The organism is Streptomyces sp. NPDC027663 (assembly GCF_055566415.1).
In genome coordinates, this window is sequence record NZ_JBVHSK010000008.1 from 271,478 (window position 1) to 290,045 (window position 18,568).

Consider the following 18,568-nt stretch of genomic DNA (forward strand, 5'->3'; position numbering starts at 1 on the left):
TTCGTGGGTGCGCAGACGCCACCGAAGCTGACGGAAGTCTCGGACGGCTTCCATGTCCATTCCGCCAGCTCGCTGGACGCCCGGTTCCTGTTCCGGGAGATTTTCGACGGCGGCACCTATGCACAGGTGCAACTGCCCGAGGAGCCGTTCGTCATCGATGTCGGCGCCAATATCGGGCTGTTCACGCTGTTCGTGAAGCAGCGCCGGCCGCGGGCCAGGGTGCTGGCCTTCGAGCCGCTCCCGGACCTCGTCGCGGCGCTGCGCGCGAACATCGACCGGTTCTCGCTGGACCAGGTGTCCGTGCACGACAGGGCACTGGGCGGTGAGGAACAGGATGACGTGGAGTTCACCTACTACCCGCTCCTGCCCAGCAGCTCCACCCTGTTCCCGCAGGATCAGGGGCAGTTGCGCGAACTGCTGAGCCGCAGCTTCCCGCCGAAGGTCGTGGAGCGCATGTTCCAGGGGCGGCGGGTGTCCGTGCGCATCGACCGGCTCACCCCCTACCTCGACGGCGAACAGCCCGTGGATCTGCTGAAGATCGACGCGGTCGGCTCCGAACTCGCCGTGCTGCACGGCATCGAGGAGCGGTTGTGGCCCCTGCTGCGCACGGTCCTCATCGACGTCCAGGACGTGGGCGGCCGCGTGGACGAGGTGTGCCGGCAGCTCGGCGCCATGGGCCTGGACGCCACGGTCCGGCAGCCGCCGGCCTCGGGCGGGGACGGCCTCAACTACGTGATCCACGCCGTACGGCCATGACTTCGGAAATCTCTCAGTCTTCGTGAAGGGACGGACCGGCATGCTGACGCTCGGCCTCGGCGGCTCCAACCACGACTTCGCCGCATGCCTCGTCTCGGACGGCGCCATCGCCGCCGGAATCGAGGAGGAGCGCATACGCCGGGTCAAGTACTCGGTCGGTGTCAACTCGCTGTTCAACCAGTCCTGGCGGTACTGCCTGGAGACGGCCGAGGCCAAGCTCGCCGACGTGGACGTGATCGTCGCCGACGACACCCTGCTCGCCCCGGCCTGGTTCCCCTTCCGCAAGCGGATCCACCACATCCGCCACCACATGGCCCACGCCGCCTCGACGTTCTTCCCGTCCCCGTTCGAGCGGGCCGCGATCCTGGTCGTGGACGGCGCCGGCAGCCTCATCGACGGCGAGGGCGTGGAGACCCTCACCACGGCCATCGGCGAGGACGCCACCATCACCGAGCTGTCGAAGGTGTACGGCACCAACTGGTCCACCGACGGCCTCAGCGCCCTGCGGGTCTACCAGGCCGGCGACAGCGACCACTCGCTCGGCTACATGTACAAGGCCGTCAGCAAGGCCATCGGCTTCGTGCTGTACGAGGACCGGCACTGGTACCTGTCCGAGGACGGCAAGACCATGGGTCTCGCCCCCTACGGCACCCCGCGCTACTGCGCCAAGTTCCGTGAGTACCTGGAACTGCTGCCCGACGGCCGCTACCGGCTGCACCTGAAGAACGGCGGACTGCTCGACTTCATCGAGCACGCCCTCGACGGCTACGAGGACGAGGAGCGCTTCGCACGCGGCGCCGACCTCGCGTACGCCGCCCAGGACACCCTGGAGGAGGTCCTCCTGCACGTCGCCCGCCGGCTGCACGCCGACACCGGTCTCACCGACCTGTGTCTGGCGGGAGGTGTCGCGCTCAACTGTGTGGCGAACGGCCGGCTGCTGCGCGAGACACCGTTCGAGAACGTCTTCGTCCAGCCCGCCGCGGGCGACGGCGGCTGCGCCGTCGGCAACGCCTACTACGGCTACCACGTCATCGCCGGCCGCCCGCGCAAGGAACCGGCCCGCACCGCGCAGCGCCACGCCTACCTCGGGCGCAGCTACAGCGACGGCGAGGTGCGCGCCGCGCTCGACGCCTCGGGGCTGCCCTACCGCAAGGTCGACAACCCGGCCGAGGTGGGCGCGACCCTGCTGGCCCGCGGTGCGCTGCTCAGCTGGTTCACCGGCGGCTCGGAGTTCGGCCCCCGGGCGCTCGGCCACCGCAGCATCCTCGCCGACCCGCGGCGCGCCGAGATGAAGGACATCATCAACGCGCGGGTCAAGCACCGGGAGGCGTTCCGCCCGTTCGCCCCCGCCGTGCTGCGCGAACACGCCCCGGACTACTTCGAACTGGACATCGAGTCGCCCTATATGCTGATCGTCGCGCCGGTGCGGGCCGAGAAGCAGGCCGAGGTACCGGCCATCGTCCACGTCGACGGGACGGCCCGGGTCCAGACGGTCACACGGGCCGACAACGGGGTCTACCGGGAGCTGATCGAGCACTTCCACCGGCTGACGGGTGTGCCGGTCGTCCTCAACACGTCGTTCAACGACCGGGGCATGCCCATCGTGGAGACGCCCGAGCAGGCCCTGGACTTCTACGGCAGCAGCCGGCTGGACCACCTCGTCATCGAGGGCTATCTGGTCGCGCACTCTGCCGAGGACCTGGAAGCGGCGCTGGCGGACGCCCCCAGCGAGTGAGAGGAGATCACCATGGCTTTGGCAATGGACGGAGGAAGTCCGGTCCGCCGACGGGACTTCCCGGCCTGGCCCCAGCACGACGACACCGAGCGTCAGGCCCTCCTCCGTGCCGTCGACCAGGGCCAGTGGTGGCGTGTCGGTGGCTCGGAGGTCACCTCCTTCGAAGCGGAGTTCGGTGCCCTGCACGGCGGCCCGGTGCTGGCCGTGACCAACGGCACCCACGCGCTCGAACTCGCCCTGGAGATGCTGGACCTGGAACCCGGTGACGAGGTCGTCGTCCCGTCGTTCACGTTCATCTCCACCTCCATCGCGGTGCAGCGCATGGGCGGTGTCCCGGTGCCGGTGGACGTCGACCGCGACACCTACTGCATGGACCCGGCACTGCTGGAGGACGCACGCACCCCGCGCACGCGGGTCGTCGTACCGGTGCACATGGCGGGACACGTCGCCGACCTGGACGCCATCAAGGCCTGGGCCGAACCCCATGGCATCGCCGTCCTGCAGGACGCCGCGCACGCGCACGGCGCCGTCTGGCAGGGCCGGCGGATCGGCGACCACGGCACGTACGCCGCGTTCAGCTTCCAGAACGGCAAACTGATGACGGCCGGCGAGGGCGGGGCACTGCTGCTGCCGTCCGAGGACGTCTTCGCGGAGGCCTTCGCCCGGCACAGCTGCGGCCGCCCCATCGGCGACACCAGCTACCAGCACCTCAGCGCCTCCTCCAACTACCGGATGACGGAGTTCGCGGCGGCCGTGCTGCGCGCCCAGCTGGCCCGCCTCACCGGGCAGAACGAGCTGCGCGAGACCCGCTGGAAGACGCTCGCCGCACTGCTCGGCAAGATCCCCGGCGTCGTACCGCAGGGACGTGACCCGCGGTGCGAGATCAACCCGCACTACATGGCGATGTTCACGCTCGACCCGGAGGCGTACCCCGGTCTCGACCGCGACCTCGTGGTGCGGGCACTGGTCGCCGAGGGCCTGCCCGCCTTCATCAACTACCCGCCCGTGTACCGCACGGACGCGTTCCGGACCGTGCCCGGCCCGGACGCCGCGGAACTGGCCGAACGCAACCCGGTCAGCGAACTGCTGGGCCGGCACGGCATCTGGCTGCACCACCGGGTGCTGCTGGGCACCGACGAGGACTGCGCGGACGTCGCCGAGGCGCTCTCGAAGGTGCTGACCGGCCTGACGGCCCAGAGGAACCCGGTGTGATCAGGGCGGCCGTCGTCGGCCTCGGCTGGGTCGCCCGCGAGGTGTGGGTGCCCCGCCTGCTGAAGCACGACGACTTCGAACTCGTCGCCGTGGTGGAGCCCAGCGCCGAGGCGCTGGAGCGGGCCGGTGTCCTGCCGGACGGCGTCCGCGTCCACCACAGCCACGAGGACCTCGACGCGGCCGGCACGGACGTCGTGTTCGTGCTGACCCCGAACCACCTGCACGGCGCCGTCGCCGGGGCATTGCTGCGCCGGGGACTCAACGTCTTCCTGGAGAAGCCCACGGGCACCGAGGACGCCCATCTCGCGCTGCTGCGGGACGCCGCCGAGGCCGGGGGCGGCCGGCTCGTGCTGTCAACGGCCGCCCGCCACCGCACCGACGTGGGCGAACTGGCCCGCCTGGTGGACAGCGGAGCACTGGGCACGCCCCGGCTGGCCGAGCTGAGCTGGGTGCGCTCCCGCGGCATCCCCGGCAGCGACTGGTTCCGCCGGCGCCGCACGGCCGGCGGCGGGGTGCTGGTGGACCTCGGCTGGCACCTCGTCGACGCACTGCACCACCTGTGGGGGCCGTCCCCGGTGCGGGACGCCACCGCCGTCGCCACGTCGGACTTCCTGGGCCGGGCCGGCTTCGGCGCCGCCTGGCACCAGGGCGCCCCCGCGGACGGCGGCGGCGACGTCGAGGACCAGCTGACCGCCCTGGTGGCCACCGAGGACTACGCGCTGCAGCTCCGGCTCGCCTGGGCCTCCCACATCCCCGTGGACACCACCCGCCTCGTGCTGCACGGCACCGCGGGCACCGCCGAACTCACCACCACGTTCGGGTTCAGCACCTGCCGGGTCGGCCGGCCCGCGCTGACGCTGACCCACGGCGGCTCGGTCACGGACGTGCCCCTGCCCCGCACCGGTGTCGGGGACGAGTACGACAGCCATCTGGACGCGCTGCCGGAGGCTTTCGCCCGCCCGGACGCGACCGTGGTCGCCCTGCGCGAGGCCGGGCAGGCGCTCGCGGTCGTGGACGCCTGCTACCGCGCCGCCGGCCTGCGCTGAACACCGTCCCACGCCAGGCACCAACCGAGTTCTCACCGGAGAAGATCGCCGTGACCAACCCCATGAGTCCGACCGTGCCCCCGCGGTACGAGCCGATGCGCGGCCTCGCCCTGTGGGGCGAGGAGGAGAAGGCCGCCGCGCTCGAGGTGCTGGAGAGCCGTTCGCTCTTCCGGTACTACGGGCCCGCACTGCAGCGCCGGGTGGAGGAGTTCGAGGCGAAGTTCGCGGCCCTCCACGAGGCGCCGCACGCCGTCGGCGTCTCCTCCGGCACCGCCGCGCTCACCTGTGCGCTGATCGGCATGGGAATGCCGGCGGGCGCCGAGGTGATCGTGCCCTCCGCCACCTTCATCGGCTGCGTCAGCGCGGTGGTCGCGGCCCGCGGCGTACCGGTCTTCGCGGACATCGACGAGTCGCTCACCCTGGACCCCACCGCCTGGGAGCCGCTCATCACCGAGCGGACCTTCGCCGTGATGCCGGTCCACCTCAACAACGCCGCAGCGGACATGGACCCCATCCTGACCGTGGCCCGCCGGCACGGGATCCGCGTCCTGGAGGACGCCGCCCAGGCCTGCGGCGTCGGCTACCGCGGCCGCCCGGTCGGCTCGCTCGGGGACGCCGGCGCGTTCAGCTTCCAGCTGGAGAAGAACATCACCGCGGGCGAGGGCGGCGCGGTGCTCACCGGCGACCCGCTCGTCCACGACCGCGTGGCCCGCTACCAGGACCAGGGCGGCCAGTTCTTCACGTCCCGCGGCGGCGAGCGCGGCGGCGCCGAGGGCGGTCCCTTCCTGGGCGCCAACCTGCGCATGACCGAGATCGCCGGCGCCCTGCTGTCGGTCCAGCTGGACCGGCTGCCCGGCATGCTGACGCGGCTGCGCGACATCGCCCGTACGGTCCGCAAGGAGCTGTCCGGCCTCGACGTCACCTGGCGCGCGCTGCCCGACGAGGAGGGCAGCGGCGGCGATCTGACGCTGCTGACCGAGAACCGGATGGCGGCCCGCCGCGTGATCACCCGGCTGACCGCGGCCGGTGTTCCGGCCGCCACCCTCTACCAGGGCCGGATGGTGTACCAGAACCCGGCCGTGCACGCCGGCCGCACCGCCTGGGGCACCGAGTGGACCCCGCCCGCCCGGCTGCGCACCAGCGAGGCGCTGCTGGGCCGTTCGGTGACCGTCGGTCTCGGTGCGACGATGACGGAGGACGACGTGGCCCATGTGATCGACAGCCTGCGGGCGGCCGTCGCCTCCGGCGCCGCGGGGAGCGCGCAGTGACCGGCGCCGGGCCGGTCCGGGCCGTCGTACTGGACCTGGACGGTGTCCTCATCGACAGCATCCATGTGATGCGCAAGGCGTTCCAGCGAGCCTACGAACTCGTCGTCGGCGACGGGGAAGCGCCGTTCGAGGAGTATCTGGCGCACCTGGGCCGGCACATGCCGGACACCCTCGCCCTCATGGGCCTGCCCGCGGGCATGTACGAACCGTTCGTGATCGAGAGCCGGAAACTGGTGCACGAGATACCCGCGTGCCCCGGCGCCGCCGACCTGCTCCTCGCGCTGCGTGAGGCCGGGGTGCCGACGGCCGTCGCCACCGGCAAGACCCACGGCCGGGCCGTCGAGGCGCTCGCCGCCACCGGCCTGCTGGAGCTGCTGGACGCGGTGTGCGGCAGCGACGAGGTCGCCCACGGCAAGCCCGCCCCCGACATCGTGCTGCTCGCACTGGACAAGATCGGCGCCGGCACCGAGGGCGCCGTCATGGTGGGCGACTCGGCCCTCGACCTGGAGGCCGGGAGCCGGGCGGGCATACGCACCGCGGCCGGGCTGTGGGGCCAGGGCAGCCGGCGGGAACTCCTGGCACACGCCCCGGACCTGGTGGCCGGGTCCTGTACGGAACTGAAGCAACTGCTCCTCGTGGGCAAGGAAGGTGCAGCGTGACCGCGTCCGACGCCACCCCGGCGGACATCCTGCTGCTCAACGGCCCCAACCTGGGCACGCTCGGCAGGCGGCAGCCGGAGATCTACGGCAGCACCACCCTCGCCGAGGTCGAGGAGGCCGTGGCCCGGCGGCTGCGCCCGCACGGCTTCGGGCTCCGCGCCGAACAGCACGACTGCGAGGGCGAGCTGATCCGAGCCCTGGACCGGCACCGGGACACGGTCGCCGCCATCGTCAACCCGGGCGCCCTGATGATCGCGGGCTGGAGCCTGCGGGACGCACTGGCGGACTATCCGGCGCCCTGGGCCGAGGTCCACATATCCAACGTGTGGGCCAGGGAGCAGTTCCGGCACAACTCGGTCGTCTCACCGCTGGCCGTCGGCGTGATCGCCGGCTTCGGCGTGCACGGCTACGAGCTGGCGGCCGAGGCCCTGGTGCACCGGCTGCGCCAGGACGCCTCCGGAGCGGCCGGATGACCAGCACGGCCCTCGGCGGCCCGGCCGCCCCGGGGGACGGCCCGGCACCCGCCGACCTCGCCGACTGCCTCTTCCGGCTCCCGCACGACCCGCACCGCCCCCTCGTCGGCGACCTCACCGCCGACGCGGTGCGGCGGAGGGTCGCCGAACTGGCCCAGGACCTGCGGGACCGGGGCGTACGGCCCGGGGAGGCCGTCGGGCTGCACGGACCGAACGAACCGGACTGGGTCCTCGCCCTGCTCGCCCTCGTGAAGGCCGGCGCCTGCCCCCTGCTGCTGCCCGCCGAGTCCCCGCCAGGGGAGATCCGCCGACTGCTCGGCCTCGCGGGCGCGTCCCGGTACCTGGACACGGCCCGGCCGGGGGCCCCGCTCGTGACGGAGGACGCACCGGCCCGGTTCCTGGACACGGTCCGGCCCGGGGCCCCGCTCGTGACGGAGGACGCACCGGCCCGGTTCCTGGACACGGTCCGGCCCGGGACCCCACTCGTGGCGGACGACGTACCCGGCCCCGCCGCGCCCCTGCGCCCGGAGCCGGGTGCCGTGCTGCTCACCTCCTCCGGCTCGACCGGCGTGCCCAAGGTCGTGGAACGTACCCAGCGTTCCCTCCTCGACGAGGGCCTCCGCTACCACCGCGCGGGGCTGGTGCGCACGGACGACTCCGTTCTCGCGCCGATCCCGCTGAGCCACGCCTACGCCCTGGGCTGGCTCGCCGGCGCCCTGGTGGCCGGCGCCCGGGTGCTGCCGGTGCCCGCACGAGCCGTCGGTGCCGTCCACGCCCGCCTGCGGGACGGGGCGACCGTGCTGCTGGCGGTGCCGGGGCTGGCCAGGGTCTGGGCCCGGCGCAAGGCCCTGACCGAGGACGCGCCCTACCCGGCGCTGCGCCTGGTGATGGCCGGGGCCGGCTATGTCGACGACGAGCTGGACGCCCTGTGGACGCGTGCCCTCGGCATCGGCGTCTCGCGCAACTACGGGTCCACCGAGACCGGTGCGGTGCTGTGGGGCCGCAGCGGGCTGCCGTCGGGCGCCCTCGACGAGTCGATGCCGGGCGTCCGGGTGGACCTGCTCGGCGCGGACGGGGAGCGGCTGACGGGCGCGGGCCGCGGAGAGCTGGTGGTGGTGCTGGAGGACGGCACCCGCCGGCCCATGCACGACGTGGCGGAACGCGACACCGGCGGCGCCTACCGGATCCTGGGCCGCAAACACCGGGGAGTCGTCCGGCGCGGTGCCCGCTGGGTGTCCACGCTGGAGGTCGAGTCCGTGCTCCGGCAGGCGCCCGGGGTGGCCGACGTGCGGGTGGTGGCCACGGGCGCGGAGACTTCCGACGACCGGGGCCTGGTCGCCGAGTACGTGTCGGCGGACGACGAACTCGCGGACGCCGGGCGCGTATCGGCGTTCGCGCGGTCGAAACTGGCCTCGTACAAGGTGCCCGACCGCTTCGAACACCGCTTCCGGCTCCGCCGCTCGCCCATCGGCAAGGCCCAGGCGGACCCCGTCTACCACCTGCCCGGCCCGCCCACCCCGTCAACCGCCCCTGGGCTGCCCGGTACCGGCGGGGCGGGTGTGGTGTCCGGTCCTGGGCTGCCTGGTACCGGTGGGGCGGGTGTGGTGTCCGGTTCTGGGTCGCCCGGTACCGGTGGGCCGGCCGTGGTGACCGGGCCTGGGCTGTCCGGTACCGGCCCGGCCGCCGTGGTGACCGGTGCCCTGTCCGCGCTGGGGCTGACCGAGCGGCTTGCCTCGGGTGCGACGGCTGCGGACCTGGTGCGCGAGTACGGTCTGCGGGCCGACGTACTGCCACTGCTGCTGGACACGGCGTGTGCACTCGGGGTGCTGAGCACGGAGCCGGTCACGACGGGGAACGCTTCCGTCGGCGGTGCCACGGAGCCGGCCCCGGCGGAGTCCGGCCCGGCGACCGGCGACACGGAGCCGACGGCCGCTGTCCGCGCTCTGGCGGACGTCGTGCGCCGGGGGCCTGAGGCCGTTGCCGGCGAGGTGTCCGCTGCTGGTGGTGATGTGCCTGCCGGTGTCGGCGGCGGCCACGCCGGTGATGCGTGCGCCGGTGTCGGAGTGTCGCCCGCCGGTGTCTCGTGCGCCGGCGATCCCCTCCCCGTGCAGGTGCGCGCTCGGGTGGACGAGCTGCTCGTCGCGGCGGCCGGTGCGGGCGAGGTGCTGGAGATTTCCGATGCGTCCGGGCCGGACGGTGACGGCAGCCCGGAACTTCCCGTGGACGCGGGCCGGCTGACCGCCTGTCTCGTCAGCGGGGTGCACGGACCTTCGGCCCGGCTCGGCCGACTCGCGGCGCTGCTGCGGCCGGGAGGCCTGCTCGTCGTGGCGGACACCTTCGTGGCGGAGCCTCGCACCCTGCCGGACGAGTACAGCCGCGCCACGGTGGTCGACTGGCTCGTGCGCGGCCGGCTGCGCTGGTGGACACCGCAGGAGATGCAGGCGGCCCTGGAGGCGGTGGGGCTGGTCTGGGAGGAGACGGAAAGCGTTCCCGGCACCGGCAGGACGATCGTGACCGCACGGAGGCCCGCATGAGGACGCCCGGGCCGGACACCACCGGTGCCGGGCACCAGGTGCCGGTGCCGCACGGGCCGTCGGACGTCACCGGTACCGGACCCCAGGTGACGGTGCCGCACGGACCGTCGGACGTCACCGGAGCTGGGGTGCGGGTGTCGGTGCCGGGCGGGCCGTCGGATGCCACCGGTGCCGGCCCCCAGCTGCCGGTGCCGCACGGGCCGCCTGCCGTGGCCGTGGACATCGGGGGCAGCAAGGTGGCCGTGCGGGCCATGGCTCAGGGACGCCTCCTGTACGAGGGCCGGGTCGACTGGCCCAGCGGCGGCGGACCCGCGGCCGACTTCGAGGCCCTGAGCGGCTGTCTCGCGCAGGCGGTCTCCGCTCTCGGCGCGCGGCCCGTGCGCGTCGGTGTCGCCGCCGCCCCCACGGTCCGGCCCGACGGCACGGTGGCGGCCTGGCCGAACCGGCCGGACTGGGCCGGCCAGGCACTGGGCGAAGTGATCTCCGCGGCCTGCGACGTCGCCCGGGAGCAGGTGCTGTTCGGCGACGACGCCAGCCTCGCCGGCCTCGCCGAGGCGATGACGTCGGGCTGTGCCGACCTGGTCTACCTGGGCCTCGGCACGGGCGTCGGCGGTGGTCTGGTCTGCGGCGGACGGCTGCTGACCGGCGCCTGGGGGTCGGCCGGCGAACTGGGCCACCTCGTCGTCGACCCGCAGGGCCCGCCCTGCCGCTGCGGCATGCGGGGCTGCCTGCAGGCCGGGGCCGGCGCGCAGGCCCTGGCCGAGCACGCCGGCCGCCTCAGGGGAACGCCCACGACCACCCACGACCTCGTCGCGGGCGTCACCGAGGGTGCCGCCTGGGCCGACGCGACCGTGGACCACGCGGCAGGGCTGCTCGCGCGCGCCGTCGCGATGCTGACGGAGATCGTGCAGCCGGCGCAGGTTCGCATCGGCGGCGGGCTGGGCTCCGCCCTGACCTTCCTGCCGGAACGGGTGGCCGGCCGCCTCGCCGGGGCCGTGCGCCCCGGCCGTCCCGCCCCGCAGGTGCTGCCGGCCCTGCTCGGGCCGCAGGCTTCGCTCGCCGGCGCGATGCTGCTGGCCGTGTACGGCACCGAGCTGCCGGACCACGGCGCGGTACCGGCGGCGAAGGAGCGGGCCGCATGACGCCGCAACGGCTGAGCGTGGTCGTGCCGACCCGAGACAAGGCCGCCAGCCTGACCCTGACCCTGACCTGTCTGGCGGCGCAGGACTGCCCGGTGCCGGTGGAAGTCGTCGTCGTCGACGACGCCCCGCCGGCCGGCGGCGGGCTGCCGGACGGCGGAGCGCTCGACGCCACGGAACAGGCCGTCGCCGAGGCCGCCGGACGGCTGTCCCTCCCCGTGCGCACCGTCCGCGGTCCCGCCCGGGGCAGAGCAGCCGCACGCAACACCGGCGCGGCAACGGCCACGGGCGACCTGCTGCTCTTCCTGGACGACGACATCCTCCTTCCGCCCACCGCGCTGGCCGCGCACGCCGACGCCCACCGCCGGTACGCCGGTGCGTGTGTGCACGGCCCGGTACGGGACCTGCCGGGTGCGCGCCGGCTCCTCGCGAGCACCGACCCCGAGGTCCGGCGGGACCCCCACCGGGCCGTCGCCGAGGGCCGGTTCGGCCGTACGGTGGTGACGGCCCTGGAGCGGTTCGTGGCGGCCATGGCCGAGGGCCGGGTGCCGGACGTGGCGCCCTGGCTGGTCTGCATCGGCGCCAACACCTCGATGCCCCGCGCCCTGTGGCAGCGGTCCGGCGGCTACGACGAGGAGTTCGGCACCACCTGGGGCTGCGAGGACCTGGAACTCGGCCGGCGGCTGTGGTCGCTCGGCACCCGCATGCACCTCGAACCCCGGGCGCCGGGAGTGCACCTGACCCATGAGCGGCCCGACCGCTGGGAGCAGCACGCCCGGACCTTCGCGCGGTTCACCGAGAAGCACCCGGAGCCCGCGGTCCGGGCCCTGGAGGCACTGCTCGGTCCCTCGGGCACCCCGGACCGCTACCTGGAGAGTCTGCGCACCCTGGAAGGAAGCACCACCCCATGACCGCATCCCCGTCGGCGGCCACCCTCCCCGGCAGTTCCGCGGCGCCGGATCCCGGTGTCCTGCCGGCGTCCTCCCGGCAGGACTGGTGCTGGCACTGGACCCGCAGCCACACGGCGGACTCCACACCGCCGGAGTCCCCGGAGGTCCTGCTGCTGCGCGGACGCCTCGACACCGGGGCCCTGCAGGACGCGCTGGACGAGACCGAGATGCGGCACGAGGCGCTGCGGCTGCACCTGGCCGGGGAGGCGGGGCCCGGCGCGGACGCCGCCTGGCCCGGCCAGCGGCTGCGGCCCGGCCCGGGCGGTCTCGATGTCGTACCGGTCCGGCCGGGCCGGGAGCGGGCCGCGGTGACGGACACGCTGGCCCGGCGCCTCGACCTCACGGACCGCATGGTCCGTACGACGCTGCTGCGCTCGTCCGCCGAGGAGCACATCCTGGTGGCCCAGTTCCACCACCTCGTCGTCGACGCGACCAGCCACGACGTGTTCCGCCGGGAGCTGGCCGCCGCCTACGCCGCACGGACCGAGCCCGGGGTACGGCCCCCGGCCGCCCGCCTCGCACCGTTCGGCTACGTGGACATGCTCCGCCGGGAGCAGTCCGCGCAGACCCGCGCGGAGCGCCGCAGCGGGGCCGCAGAGCTGGCGCGGACCCTGCGCGCGCACGGCGCCGAGCAGCCGCTGCCGGCCCGGCCCGGCGCGGAGGTGTCCGACCGGGCGCGGTTCGCCGGCGCTCCGCTGAAGCTGTCGGCCGCGGAGGGCGAGCGGCTGCTGGGGTGGTGCCGAGAGCAGCGGACCACGCCGCACAACGCGCTGCTGGCGCTGCTGGCCCGGTGTGTGGCCGACGAGTACGGCCGGGACCGGCTGGTGGCGTCCGTGTACATGCACGGCCGTACGACCCCGGAGGCACGCCGGGCGGTCGGCCTGTTCTGCAATGTGGTGCCGGTGCCGCTGGAGGCCGGCGGCCGGGACCTGCCCGGTCTGGCGCGGCACGTGGGCGAGGCGGTGCTGGCCGCGTGGGACCGCGTCGACCTTCCGCTCAGTGCCGTGGTGGCCCGCACGGCGGCCCGGGCCGAGGGGACCGAGGCGGTCTACCGCACCGCGCTGTCGCATCTGGAGTTCCGGATGACCGGCGGCGCGGGCCGGCGAGCCGGGACTGCCGGCGCGGGGCCGGCGTTCGGCTCCGCGCTCACGGCCGAGCACATCACGTACGAACCGCCGGACCACGGGCTGCGTTTCGCCGGCCGGCGCCAGGCACTTCAGTGCGCCCGGACCCTCTACGCCGATGTGGACGTGACGGACGGCGGAATCACCGGTTCTCTCTGGTTCGACGAGCAATACCACGACCCGGCACGTCTCGCCCGCGTGGCCGATGCATTCCACGCCGGTGCGCGGGAACCGGCCGGAGGCTGAACGGTTTCGGGCGGCATCTCCGGTTTGAACTGCCTACCGGCCTCAAAAGCCCTTTACCCAGCGGCCGTTGACGCGCTCCCGGGCCGATGCGAAGATTCTGCCGCGGGCCGTCGACCACGGCCGGTTCCACCTACGGATTGGAGATGGAAATGGCGAAGGTCAACTCCGTCAGCACCCTGCTCGCGGACATCGAGAAGCTCAAGAAGCAGGTCGCCTCGAAGTAAGGCGTACCGTACGTCAAGTGCCGCCCGGAGGGAAAGCTCTTTCCGGGCGGCACGTGCTTTGTTCGGGGTGAGGGTATGCATCTGACGTCCCTGACGGGATATCAGCGACGTATGTGGGAAGCGGAGCGCGTGGTGCGGGGATACCCCATCCTGCACACGGGCATCGCCTTGCAGGTGCAGGGTGACATGGACCCGGAGCGGCTCGGCCGCGCCGTGGAATTCGCCTTTGCACGCCATGAACTGCTGTGCACCGGCTTCCGGGCCGAGGGCGAGACGCTGCACACCGGACAGGCCCCTGAGCATCGGATCCGCGTCCAGCACCACCCGGAGCTGTCCTTTGCCGACGCGCATCTGCCCGCCCTGCGGCAGTGTGTCGAGGAACTGTCCGGCGAAATATTCCCGTTCGACGGTGCAGCCTTGGCCCGCGCCGGTCTCCTGGTGATGGATCCCGGCGAGGCGTTGCTCGTACTCGGTTTTCACCGCATGGTGATGGACCTGCATTCGCTGCACCAGGTGGTCACCGACATCGCCGAGGCCTATCGGTCGGAAAGGCCGTTGCCGCCCGCACAGCGCTATTCCGCCCTGATTCGGCGGCGAATGCGCCGGCGCGTGGACGACCTGGAATTCTGGCGCACCGAATTGACCGACTGCCCGACCCCCCGGATCGGCGACCTACGGCCCGAGGGCGACTGGACGCCCGAGGGTGCGGAGGTGCGCCGCACCCTGGACGCCGAGTTCGCCGCCGCGGTGCGGACGCAGGCCCGCGCGGCCCGCTGCACCCCGGTGGTCTGGGTCATCGCCGCGGCGGCCGGGGCGGTCCTGAACCTGTCCGGTGCCGATGATCTGGTGGTCGCCACCATGGCGGCCCAGCGCATGGACTCCGACGCGGTGGGGCCGCTGGCACAGGCGCTGCTCACCCGGGTGGGCGCCGCCGCGCCGGGTGGCGGGGAGGGAGTGCTCGCCCAGGTCCGCCGGGGTCTGCGGGAGGGCATGGCTCATCAGGGAGTGGAGTTCGAGGAGATCGCCGCCATGCTGGCGGACGAGATGGGCGTCGGCCGGGACCGGGTGGCACCCCTGACGGTCGCGGTGAGCCCCCGCCCCTGTGCGGTGTCCGCCGGACCGGTGACCTTCACCGAGTTCGACCCGTACCCGGACGACGCCCAGATCCTCGTCGGCGGTGGTCAGTTGGACGTCGAGGTGCGGCTCGACGACGAGGAGCCGTTCCTGGTCGTCCAGTACGACCGGCAGAGCTGCACCCCCGAATGGTGCGAGGCATTCACCGACGAGCTGCTGAAAAGGCTCCAGCAGATGCCCGCACTCTGACGTCCCATCAGGACGCGGCTCGGGCACGGTCGATGAACTCCTGCCCGAGCCGTACGACGTCGCCGAGCCGTGCCTCGTTGAGCAGCGCGGTCATGAGATGGACGTCGAGGTCCTCGACGTCCGGTATCGCGTTCGCCGTGGTGGTGGCGATCCGGGCGGCGTCGATGGACTCCCCGCCGACGTCGTAGAAGTTGCTGTCGTCGTCCGGCAGTACACCGAACGTCGTTCGCCAGGCCTCCGCGAGATGCGTCGCGAGCGGGTCCGCCGTGTCGCCGGCGTCTTCCTTGGGCGGGTGCACGTCTGCCATGGCCAGCAACATAGCCCACCCCGTGCGGAGCTGGGCCTTTCCCGGCCACGGCCGGAAGCTTATGGTGGACGCCGTGACGCGGGATGCCGATGGGAACTCGCCGTTGGGGGATCGGAGAAGGGCGGAACATGGCGGTCTCGATCACGGAGCGGTTCTCGCTCCTGCGTGAGCGCAATCCCCGGCTGCTGTTCCTGGCGCAGGCCACTTCGGTGCTCGGCAGCAGCATGATGCCGGTCGCCCTGGCGTTCGCGATCCTCGACACCGGCGGCGGCACCGACGAGGTGGGCTGGGTGATGGGCGCGCAGACCGCGCCGCTCATCGTGTTCCTGCTCCTGGGCGGCGCGCTCGCGGACCGGTGGGGCCGCCGCGCCACCATGATCGGCAGCGATCTGGTGCGGGCCGCGCTGGACGCCGCGGTGGTGGTCCTGCTGCTGACCACGCAGGTGCCGCTCGCCGGCTTCGTGGTGTTCGTGGTCCTGCGCTCGGTCGCCTCCTCCTTCTTCGTGCCGGCCCTGTACGGCTTCATCCCCGAAGTCGTCCCCGGTGACCGGCTCCAGGAGGCCAACGCCCTCAACACCACGCTCAACGCGGTCGGTTCGCTGGCCGGGCCCGCCCTCGCCGGCCTGCTGGTCGCGGTCACCGGGGCGCCCTGGGTCATCGTGGCCGACGCCGCCACCTTCGTGGCCAGCGCAGCGCTGCTGCTCGCCGTCCGGGTGCAGCCCGCGCAGGCGGCCGGCGAGGACGAGCAGTCGCCGCCCGTGCACCGACAGCTCCTCGAGGGCTGGCGGGAGTTCAGCTCCCGTACCTGGCTGTGGTCCCTGCTGCTGTACACGTCACTGTCCACGGCGCTGGTGCTGTGCCCGGCCATGGTGCTCGGCGTCTCCCTGGTGGGTGCCGAGCAGGGCTCCTCCCAGTGGGGGCTGGTGCTGGCCGCCGAAGGGGCGGGCGCCGTGCTCGGCGGACTCGTGGCCATGCGCCTGACCTTCGCCCGGCCGCTGCTGGCCTCGGTGTTCTGCACCTTCGGCCTCGGCCTGTTCGCGGCGCTGATGGCCCTGCACGTGCCCGTGACCCTGCTCATGGTCGGCGCGGCTCTGTCCGGGGCGGGCTTCGCGCTGCTGCACGTGCTGTGGACCAGCAGCCTGCAGACCCAGGTGCCGGCGGAGGCCCTGTCCCGGGTCAGCGCCTACGACGGGGTGGCCACGGTCACCTCCATGACGGCCGGGTACTGGTGGGCCGGCCCCGTGGCGGCGCGGACGGGACCCGAGGCGGTGCTCTGGTCCGGCGTGGCGTGGATCGTGCTGAGTGCCGCGGTCATGACGGCGGTGCCCGACCTGCGCCGTGTCAGGCCGCAGGCCGGCACCGGGGACCGGGACCCGCAGGCGGTGGGCGAGCTGTCCGAGCGGTGACCCTGCACGGGGGCCGGTGTCAGAACGCCAGCAGCAGCGTGAGCAGGGCGGTCAGGCCGGCGCCCACGGCGAGTGCCGTACCCAGACAGCGCCGCCGCAGCTCCTGGTACCGCTGCTCGTACTCGGCCCGCAGTGACGCGCACCGGGCCGCGATGCGTTCGAGGTCCGCCCGGGCCCGGCACAGGCTGTCGGCGACGTACCGCTGCTCGATCTCCTCGCGCTGCGCCGTCGTCAGCCACTCCATGGGGCCGGTGAACGCCCGCGCCCGCTGCTCCGCCTCGGCGATCCGGGCCTGCCACAGCAGGTACCCCTCCACCTCGTTGCCGAGGCTGCCGCCGGTGCCGGACCCCTGTTTCGGCAGGCCGCTCACCCGTGTCCTCGGTCGGTCGTGCCCGCGAGTCCCTCGTACTCGGACATCGCGATGTCCGGGTGGTGCAGGTCGAACGCCGGGGACTCGCTGCGGATCCGCGGCAGGGTGACGAAGTTGTGCCGCGGCGGCGGACAGGAGGTCGCCCACTCCAGGGAGCGGCCGTAACCCCACGGGTCGTCCACGCCGACCGGCTTGCCGTACTTGGCGGTCTTCCACACGTTGTAGAGGAACGGCAGCATCGACAGGCCGAGCAGGAACGAGCTGATGGTGGACACCGTGTTCAGGGCGGTGAAGCCGTCGGCCGCCAGGTAGTCGGCGTACCGGCGCGGCATGCCCTCGGCACCCAGCCAGTGCTGGATGAGGAAGGTGCCGTGGAAGCCGGTGAACAGCGTCCAGAAGCAGATCTTGCCCAGGCGCTCGTCGAGCATCTTGCCGGTGAACTTGGGCCACCAGAAGTGGAATCCGGCGAACATCGCGAAGACGACCGTGCCGAAGACCACGTAGTGGAAGTGGGCGACGACGAAGTAGCTGTCCGAGACGTGGAAGTCCATCGGCGGCGAGGCCAGGACGACACCGGTCAGACCGCCGAAGAGGAAGGTCACGAGGAAGCCGGTCGCCCACAGCATGGGTGTCTCGAAGGACAGCGAGCCCTGCCACATCGTGCCGATCCAGTTGAAGAACTTCACCCCGGTCGGTACGGCGATCAGGAACGTCATGAACGAGAAGAACGGCAGCAGCACGGCTCCGGTGACGTACATGTGGTGCGCCCACACCGTCAGGGAGAGACCGGCGATCGCGATCGTGGCGGCCACCAGGCCCATGTAGCCGAAGATCGGCTTGCGGGAGAACACCGGGAGGATCTCGGTGACGATGCCGAAGAACGGCAGGGCGATGATGTACACCTCGGGATGGCCGAAGAACCAGAAGAGGTGCTGCCAGAGGATCGGGCCGCCGTTGGACGCGTCGTACACGTGGGCGCCGAAGATGCGGTCCGCGGCCAGGGCGAACAGCGCGGCGGCCAGCACCGGGAAGGCGAACAGGACCAGGAGAGCGGTCAGCAGGACGTTCCAGGTGAAGATCGGCATGCGGAACATGGTCATGCCCGGGGCGCGCATGCAGATGATCGTGGTGATGAAGTTGACGGCGCCGAGGATGGTGCCGAAACCGGAGAAGGCCAGACCCAGGATCCACAGGTTCGGTCCGGTACCCGGCGACCTGACCGCGTCCGACAGGGGCGTGTACGCGAACCAGCCGAAGTCGGCGGCACCGTCCGGGGTCAGGAAGCCGCCCACCGCGATGAGCGAACCGAACAGGTAGAACCAGTAGGCCAGCATGTTCAGCCGGGGGAACGCGACATCGGGGGCGCCGATCTGCAACGGCATGATCCAGTTGGTGAACCCGGCGAACAACGGCGTCGCGAACATCAGCAGCATGACCGTGCCGTGCATCGTGAACAGCTGGTTGTACTGCTCGCTCGAGATCAGCTGCAGGCCCGGACGGGCCAGCTCGGCACGGATGACCAGCGCCATCACACCGCCGAGCAGGAAGAACAGGAACGACGTCGACAGATAGAGCGTGCCGATGGTCTTGTGGTCGGTGGTCGTCAGCCACTTCACCACCACGCTGCCGGGCTGCTTGCGCCTCAGTGGCAGCTCGCTCTCGTACGAGTCCTCAGGCGCCGCCGCACCACCCTGGGGTTCGTTCAGGATGCTCACAGGTCGTCCGTCTCCCGATGTTCGCCGTCCGCCCACGCCGGACCGGTCCCTGTCATCCTCACCGCGCCGGTGCGGCCCCGG

17 protein-coding genes are annotated in these 18,568 nt (G+C 72.8%); 14 read left to right on the plus strand and 3 right to left on the minus strand.

What is annotated here, in order from left to right; all coding sequences use genetic code 11:
* The first annotated feature begins 3 nt into the window (after positions 1 to 3).
* From ACZ4SF_RS22955 to ACZ4SF_RS23015, 13 genes are all read left to right on the plus strand, one after another.
* Positions 4 to 756, plus strand: coding sequence for an FkbM family methyltransferase (locus ACZ4SF_RS22955; RefSeq protein ID WP_468387428.1), 753 nt, complete (start codon positions 4 to 6; stop codon positions 754 to 756).
* Positions 757 to 796: 40 nt separating this feature from the next.
* Positions 797 to 2,491, plus strand: a complete 1,695-nt coding sequence (locus ACZ4SF_RS22960; protein ID WP_468387430.1) for a carbamoyltransferase family protein — start codon at positions 797 to 799, stop codon at positions 2,489 to 2,491.
* A 12-nt stretch (positions 2,492 to 2,503) separates the two neighbouring features.
* The gene (locus ACZ4SF_RS22965) at positions 2,504 to 3,703 is read left to right on the plus strand and encodes a DegT/DnrJ/EryC1/StrS family aminotransferase (RefSeq protein WP_468387432.1); all 1,200 of its coding nucleotides are present in this window, start codon (positions 2,504 to 2,506) and stop codon (positions 3,701 to 3,703) included.
* Positions 3,700 to 4,749 (plus strand): Gfo/Idh/MocA family protein, encoded by a 1,050-nt coding sequence (locus tag ACZ4SF_RS22970; RefSeq protein WP_468387435.1) that lies wholly within the window; start codon positions 3,700 to 3,702, stop codon positions 4,747 to 4,749. Before ACZ4SF_RS22965 ends, ACZ4SF_RS22970 begins: the two co-directional genes overlap by 4 nt.
* Positions 4,750 to 4,799: 50 nt before the next feature.
* Complete coding sequence (locus ACZ4SF_RS22975; RefSeq protein WP_468387438.1) at positions 4,800 to 6,017, plus strand: DegT/DnrJ/EryC1/StrS family aminotransferase; 1,218 nt, start codon at positions 4,800 to 4,802, stop codon at positions 6,015 to 6,017.
* Positions 6,014 to 6,676 carry an HAD-IA family hydrolase gene (locus ACZ4SF_RS22980; protein WP_468387441.1) on the plus strand — a complete coding sequence of 221 codons (663 nt, stop codon included), beginning with the start codon at positions 6,014 to 6,016 and terminating at the stop codon, positions 6,674 to 6,676. The genes ACZ4SF_RS22975 and ACZ4SF_RS22980 overlap by 4 nt, the downstream gene beginning before the upstream one ends.
* Positions 6,673 to 7,149, plus strand: coding sequence for a type II 3-dehydroquinate dehydratase (locus tag ACZ4SF_RS22985; RefSeq protein WP_468387444.1), 477 nt, complete (start codon positions 6,673 to 6,675; stop codon positions 7,147 to 7,149). Before ACZ4SF_RS22980 ends, ACZ4SF_RS22985 begins: the two co-directional genes overlap by 4 nt.
* Complete coding sequence (locus ACZ4SF_RS22990; protein ID WP_468387447.1) at positions 7,146 to 9,683, plus strand: class I adenylate-forming enzyme family protein; 2,538 nt, start codon at positions 7,146 to 7,148, stop codon at positions 9,681 to 9,683. The genes ACZ4SF_RS22985 and ACZ4SF_RS22990 overlap by 4 nt, the downstream gene beginning before the upstream one ends.
* Positions 9,680 to 10,825 (plus strand): ROK family protein, encoded by a 1,146-nt coding sequence (locus ACZ4SF_RS22995; protein ID WP_468387449.1) that lies wholly within the window; start codon positions 9,680 to 9,682, stop codon positions 10,823 to 10,825. The genes ACZ4SF_RS22990 and ACZ4SF_RS22995 overlap by 4 nt, the downstream gene beginning before the upstream one ends.
* Complete coding sequence (locus ACZ4SF_RS23000) at positions 10,822 to 11,733, plus strand: glycosyltransferase family 2 protein (RefSeq protein WP_468387452.1); 912 nt, start codon at positions 10,822 to 10,824, stop codon at positions 11,731 to 11,733. The genes ACZ4SF_RS22995 and ACZ4SF_RS23000 overlap by 4 nt, the downstream gene beginning before the upstream one ends.
* The gene (locus ACZ4SF_RS23005; protein ID WP_468387455.1) at positions 11,730 to 13,142 is read left to right on the plus strand and encodes a condensation domain-containing protein; all 1,413 of its coding nucleotides are present in this window, start codon (positions 11,730 to 11,732) and stop codon (positions 13,140 to 13,142) included. Before ACZ4SF_RS23000 ends, ACZ4SF_RS23005 begins: the two co-directional genes overlap by 4 nt.
* Before the next feature lie 86 nt (positions 13,143 to 13,228).
* The gene (locus tag ACZ4SF_RS23010) at positions 13,229 to 13,366 is read left to right on the plus strand and encodes a hypothetical protein (protein ID WP_468387457.1); all 138 of its coding nucleotides are present in this window, start codon (positions 13,229 to 13,231) and stop codon (positions 13,364 to 13,366) included.
* Between the two features lie 75 nt (positions 13,367 to 13,441).
* A complete protein-coding gene (locus ACZ4SF_RS23015) occupies positions 13,442 to 14,689 on the plus strand; it encodes a condensation domain-containing protein (RefSeq protein ID WP_468387459.1) in 1,248 nt (415 codons plus the stop codon).
* A gap of 7 nt (positions 14,690 to 14,696) precedes the next feature.
* On the opposite strand, the gene ACZ4SF_RS23020 is transcribed toward ACZ4SF_RS23015, so the two are convergent.
* On the minus strand, positions 14,697 to 14,996 hold the full coding sequence (locus ACZ4SF_RS23020; RefSeq protein ID WP_468387461.1) for a phosphopantetheine-binding protein: 300 nt from the start codon (positions 14,994 to 14,996) through the stop codon (positions 14,697 to 14,699).
* 128 nt (positions 14,997 to 15,124) lie between these two features.
* On the opposite strand from ACZ4SF_RS23020, the gene ACZ4SF_RS23025 reads away from it, so the two are divergent.
* On the plus strand, positions 15,125 to 16,402 hold the full coding sequence (locus ACZ4SF_RS23025; RefSeq protein ID WP_468387463.1) for an MFS transporter: 1,278 nt from the start codon (positions 15,125 to 15,127) through the stop codon (positions 16,400 to 16,402).
* 19 nt (positions 16,403 to 16,421) lie between these two features.
* Here the strand turns inward: ACZ4SF_RS23025 and ACZ4SF_RS23030 are convergent, their stop codons facing one another.
* Positions 16,422 to 16,772 (minus strand): cytochrome C oxidase subunit I, encoded by a 351-nt coding sequence (locus ACZ4SF_RS23030; protein ID WP_468387465.1) that lies wholly within the window; start codon positions 16,770 to 16,772, stop codon positions 16,422 to 16,424.
* On the minus strand, positions 16,769 to 18,487 hold the full coding sequence (ctaD, locus tag ACZ4SF_RS23035; protein WP_468387467.1) for an aa3-type cytochrome oxidase subunit I: 1,719 nt from the start codon (positions 18,485 to 18,487) through the stop codon (positions 16,769 to 16,771). The genes ACZ4SF_RS23030 and ctaD overlap by 4 nt, the downstream gene beginning before the upstream one ends.
* Between the last annotated feature and the right edge of the window lie 81 nt (positions 18,488 to 18,568).